The sequence below is a fragment of the Macrococcus sp. S115 genome (genome assembly GCF_030067655.1).
GTDB lineage: Bacteria > Bacillota > Bacilli > Staphylococcales > Staphylococcaceae > Macrococcoides > Macrococcoides psychrotolerans.
Genome location: NZ_JASJES010000018.1, coordinates 1 through 4,613, shown reverse-complemented (window position 1 = coordinate 4,613; position 4,613 = coordinate 1). Strand labels below are relative to the sequence as shown.

At 34.6% G+C, this 4,613-nt stretch carries 4 protein-coding genes and 1 pseudogene; 3 read left to right on the top strand and 2 right to left on the bottom strand.

The genetic code is table 11. The features are described from left to right. Window positions 1-298 precede the first annotated feature (298 nt). Complete coding sequence (locus QNJ52_RS11580) at window positions 299-643, top strand: glucose PTS transporter subunit EIIB (protein WP_198549708.1); 345 nt, start codon at window positions 299-301, stop codon at window positions 641-643. A gap of 80 nt (window positions 644-723) precedes the next feature. Continuing rightward, window positions 724-858 carry a PTS glucose transporter subunit IIA gene (locus QNJ52_RS11465; protein WP_086039229.1) on the top strand — a complete coding sequence of 45 codons (135 nt, stop codon included), beginning with the start codon at window positions 724-726 and terminating at the stop codon, window positions 856-858. 204 nt (window positions 859-1,062) lie between these two features. Here QNJ52_RS11465 and QNJ52_RS11460 read toward each other — a convergent pair. Continuing rightward, window positions 1,063-1,611 (bottom strand): annotated as a pseudogene (locus tag QNJ52_RS11460) (recombinase family protein); the annotation flags it as partial. A gap of 253 nt (window positions 1,612-1,864) precedes the next feature. Beyond that, window positions 1,865-3,790, bottom strand: a complete 1,926-nt coding sequence (locus QNJ52_RS11455; RefSeq protein WP_162485230.1) for a heavy metal translocating P-type ATPase — start codon at window positions 3,788-3,790, stop codon at window positions 1,865-1,867. A gap of 367 nt (window positions 3,791-4,157) precedes the next feature. Here QNJ52_RS11455 and QNJ52_RS11450 point away from each other — a divergent pair, with 367 nt between their 5' ends. Continuing rightward, window positions 4,158-4,472: an ArsR/SmtB family transcription factor gene (locus QNJ52_RS11450; protein WP_048728532.1), complete on the top strand. Its 315-nt coding sequence runs from the start codon at window positions 4,158-4,160 to the stop codon at window positions 4,470-4,472. The last annotated feature ends 141 nt before the right edge of the window (window positions 4,473-4,613 follow it).

Below are 4,613 nucleotides of genomic sequence, written 5' to 3'. Positions count from 1 at the left end.
GATCGATATCATATTTGTTACTTAATGAATCATAACCAATATTTCCTTCTTTATATTCTTTGATTAGTTTTAATTTAAAATCAAGATCATGCTTTTTATTTAAAATAAACACCCCTAAAGTTGAATTTTAAGGTTCAACTTTAGGGGTGCACTTCAAAAGAAGGCACTCTCTTCGGGTTTTCGGTCTGTACTGAAATCAAGGTATTATTGGGAATCCCAGCTTAAATCATAGATACCGTAAGGGATTTTATTCTTTATTTAAAACTTTGCAACAGAACCTTTTTGTTTATATTATTTTATTTTTAAATTTGCTATTATTAAATGGAATTTAAAAACTCCAGGTAGAGAAGTAGAGGATGTTGTTATTTCTGGTACTGTTGAAAATACTACAGATTCTAAAGAGCTTTTAGAAGCGATCATTGTTGCTGTCGGTGGTAAAGATAATATTGAAAAAGTAGATGCTTGTTTTACACGTTTGAGAATAACTTTAAAAGAGCCAAGTAAAATTGAATCAAGTACTCATTTCACGGAAAAACTAGGGGCAAATGGTGTTGTTAATGTTCCATCTGGTATTCAAATTATTTATGGTAATAAAGCAGCAGTCTATAAGACAGAAATGAGAGAATTACTAGAAATGGAGTAATTGTTTCTTTGAAGGGAAGATAAAGTGTGAATTTATTTTAAAAATTTAAAAAGAAGACGAACCAATTAACCCTACATAGCATAAATACAGGGGTATTTGTTCCAATTACAGAGGTGAAAGATGATGTGTTTTCTCAGAAAATGTTAGGGGATGGTTTTGCTATTAGACCTAATATAAAAGAGGTATATTCACCGATTAGTGGTAGAAGCATTTAGAGGGTCAGGATACCCTGATATGCCAGAGTTAGAACTGGCTCCTCATTTAGATTGGTATAAAGATGTAGATATACGTAAAGAATACAATTGAGTTATATAATATCTGTAGAATCGAATAAACTAAAACGCATTTTAAGACTGTTTCGTGGAGAGTCATCCACTCGGAGATTCGAAACTGCCTTAAAATGCTTTTTTTTTTTACTATTTTAAATATCGATAGAGTGTAGCTTTACTAATACCAGTCATTTCCGTAATTTCTTTTACACTATATTCCTGACTGTCATATAGTTTCACTGCTCTTTCAATATCTCGTTGATTAACGCGTGGGCGACCACCTTTTCTACCTCTAGCCCGCGCGCTTTTTAAACCTTCTTTCGTACGCTCTACAATCAAATCACGCTCAAACTGACTGAATGCTTGGAAAACGGTCATCATTAAGCGTCCTTGGGGTGTACTAGTATCGAAGTTTTCTTTCAGACTTACAAGCTTCACTTTATGCTCTTCAAAGTAAGTAACGAGATCAATTAAATCTTTAGTACTACGACCTAGACGCGAGAAACTTTCCACTATAACTGTGTCTCCAGGGCGTATCTTATCTTTTAGTCGGTTCAGCTGAGGCCGATCGGATTTTGTTCCAGTCATTTTTTCAGTAAGGATCTCATTGCAATTTTGTTCATTGAGTAAATCTAGTTGTCGGTTTAACTCTTGTGATCGTGTACTCACTCTAGCATAGCCATATATATATCCATTCATAAAACTCATCCTTTTTTTGATTTTATTGTATCATAAATGGTGGTTAAAGATTCATACATAAAGAAAAAAGTTTTGATACTGAAAAGGACTACTTTTTTAGTAAAAAAACAGTCCTTAAAAATCGTATCATAATCGATTATTTTTGAGACAAAGTAATTTATAAAAAATATGCCTCTAACGTTTTTAGAACGTTAAAGGCATATTAACTTCAGACAGTTATTACTATACCCTAGCTTTATGGGTTTTGATAGAATTAATTAGATTTTAATAAACGAAGTCCATTCAGAATAACGACCAACGTACTTCCTTCATGAAGGAAGACACTAATTGCAATATCCGTCAAACCTAAGAAACTAGCAATAATTAAAAAGACAACAACGGCCATTGAGAAAAAAATATTTTGCCAAATGACACGATTCATTTTGGTTGCAATATTATGAGATTGTACCAATTTGGATAAATTATTCTGCATTAAAACCAAATCAGACACTTCTACTGCTACATCTGTTCCTTCCCCCATGGCAATACCTACATCTGCATTAACAAGGGCAGGGGCATCATTTACACCATCACCCACCATTGCTGTTACGCCGTATTTCTCTTTTTGCTCGTCAATAATTCGAGATTTATCTTCTGGCATGACATTCGCGATTACTTCATCTATTCCTAATTGTTCTGCAACTGCTTTTCCTGTCATTTCTGAGTCACCAGTAATTAAAGTGGTGTGTATGCCGTGTTCTTTAAAGTAATTAATAGTTTCTTTTGCATGTTCACTTGGAATGTCCATGAGAGCTATAAGTCCAATGACATTCTCATCTTCTGCTACGTATACGACTGTCTTACCTTCTGATGCCCATTCCTTATTTAAACGAATATATTCATTTTCAACATTGTCAAACGAAGTTGGTTTTCCAATCCGATAATTTCTTCCGTTATAATCTCCCGTCAACCCTTTACCAATCTGATTTTCTACTTCAATGGTAAGCTTATTTTTTTGTTCAAACTTTCTTAGAATGGCATCTGCTAAAGGGTGATTGGATTCTTTTTCAAGAGCCACTACGATATCAATAATATTTTCTTCATTCACAGAATCGGCAAAATAATAATTGGTTACTTCTGGTTTTCCTTTGGTCAAAGTTCCCGTCTTATCAAACGCAATTGCTTGAGTATCAGCTAATTGAGACAGATAAGAACTACCTTTTGAAAGGACACCTTTTTTGGCCAGGTTAGAGGTTGTTGATAAGGTTACCGATACGGTAGCTGCTGCTAAAGCACAGGGTGAAGCTGCAACTAAAAGAACCAATCCCCTATAAATACTTTGTGACCATGTCCAATCAAGTAGAACAGGAGCCAATAACACGAACAGGGGAATGGCAATTAAAACAACTGTGACGTATTTCGGTTCGAATTTTTGGATAATACTCGCAGCTTTTGTTTGATTATCTTGGTTCTGGTTCACTAATTGTAAAATTTTTGAAAATACTGTATCTTCGTTTTCTTTGGTGACTTCCATTGTAAACGTGCCTGTCCCATTAATCGTACTCCCAAAAACGGTATCTCCTTTTGTTTTTTCATTGGGTATACTTTCACCATTAATAGACGATTCATCAATGGAAGTAGAGCCAGATAAAATGACTCCATCAATGGGTACTTGGTCACCGTTTAGTACTTGAAGTTGGTCCCCAACTGTTAATTCACTGACGTCAACAATCTTTGTATTCCCATCAGGCAAAATTAACCGAGCAGTTGTTGGGTTCATTTCGAGTAATTTCGTTATTTCTCGTCTACTTCTTCCTTCAGCGTAATCTTCCAGGAAATGTGCGCCTGAAAAAATGAGAATCAACAACGTTCCTTCCCAAAAATTCCCTATCGCTGAAGCTCCTATAGCCGCTAATCCCATTAAAATATGAGAATTAGGCGTAAACTTATTATTTGCTTTTGTATTCTCAATTGTCTCTCCAAGACCTTCCAGAACAATGACATGATAGCCCGCACTAATTGTGGCGAGTGAGAACATGATGTTTTTAATTAATTGATATTCTCCACTTAAGAACAATGCAACAATTGCCAATGCCAAACCAATAAAGTATAGAATAATAGGCATCTTCCCGTGATTGTGATCATGGTCGTGGTTATGTTTCTCTTTTTCCTGTGAATGTTGCTCTTTGGTAGTTTCCATTTCTATCACCTTTCTATTAAATTTCTTTGATTTTTGTTGACTTTTTTGTGCCTTGCAAATTCTGAGCTCGTTTGTTTGCTTAAGTAAGGCAAGGATTCATATGGTTTGGGCTTATCCAGTCTCCATCTCCTTTCATTTGTAAATCGGAATGATTATGATAAAGATATGAAGTTACATTCATATGTTTACAAAATCATATTAACTCACTGTATGAGTTTTGTCAAGACAAGATGCTTCTTATTCAAATGGACTACTATTGCTGATACAAAAGTCTTAATTTTGTCTATAAACAAAAAACTAGCATCGTTTTACTCATGTGGTATTATATATATATGAATGGAAAATCATGTGAGAGGAATAAGATCATATGGATACATCAACAACTTCGCCAATCAATAAAGAGAAGATCCAATCAATAAGCAAAGTATTCAAAGTGATTAGTGACCCTACACGCTTGTCAATTCTCTTTCTTTTACAGAAAGAAGAGCTCAGTGTTGGAAACATTGTGCTTGCATTGGATATGGAACAGTCCGCGATTTCACACCAACTAAAAATATTGAAAGATTCACGTTTAGTGAAGGCAAGAAGAGAAGGGAAAAGCATGGTTTACAGTCTTGATGATCTTCATGTTTTCAGTATTCTCGAACAAGTCTTAACTCATATCAATGAACAAGAACAATAAAAGCTAATAAGGTATAAAAGGTTCTGTTGCAAAGTTTTAAATAAAGAATAAAATCCCTTACGGTATCTATGATTTAAGCTGGGATTCCCAATAATACCTTGATTTCAGTACAGACCGAAAACCCGAAGAGAGTGCCTTCTT